This window comes from Candidatus Eisenbacteria bacterium, assembly GCA_005893305.1.
Lineage (GTDB): Bacteria > Eisenbacteria > RBG-16-71-46 > SZUA-252 > SZUA-252 > WS-9.
This window is the reverse complement of record VBOZ01000024.1, coordinates 1-404: the sequence shown is the minus strand read 5'-3', so window position 1 is coordinate 404 and position 404 is coordinate 1. Positions and strand designations below refer to the sequence as shown.

Annotated in this window: 1 protein-coding gene; it reads right to left on the bottom strand. The window is 66.8% G+C overall.

Annotated features, from left to right (window positions below; translation table 11 throughout):
• On the bottom strand, nt 1-209 hold a 209-nt coding region (locus E6K79_07895), incomplete at its 3' end, for a hypothetical protein (GenBank protein ID TMQ64283.1).
• Between the last annotated feature and the right edge of the window lie 195 nt (nt 210-404).

Genomic DNA, 404 nt, shown 5'->3' with positions numbered 1-404 from the left:
CACCCGGCCGCGAACTCGATGTAGGGGATCGCGAGTCCCAAGGTCCAGAGAAGCCACGTCGGGATCCAAGTCGCGGCGTACGGATCGACGAAGAATCGATGCGCGTGCTGCGTAGCCCCCATCTGGAACAGCTTCCCCCAGCCCGCCATTCCGAAGATGAGGCCCAGGATGAGTCGCGCGAGCAATATGGCCCAAGCGCGATCGGACACAGACCATAGCGTCATCGATCGGAACGTAGCCCGTCCCAGCGTGATGCGCAAGCGGGGTCTGCCCCGGCTCGCGGCACTCTCAGAACGAGCGGCGGGTCCGGGTCTCGTTCCCGCTGCGATCTGTCGCGATGATCAGGAGTGCATGCTTCCCGCGTCCCGGGGGCCGGCCGGGGCGCCATCGCAGGCGTCCCGCCT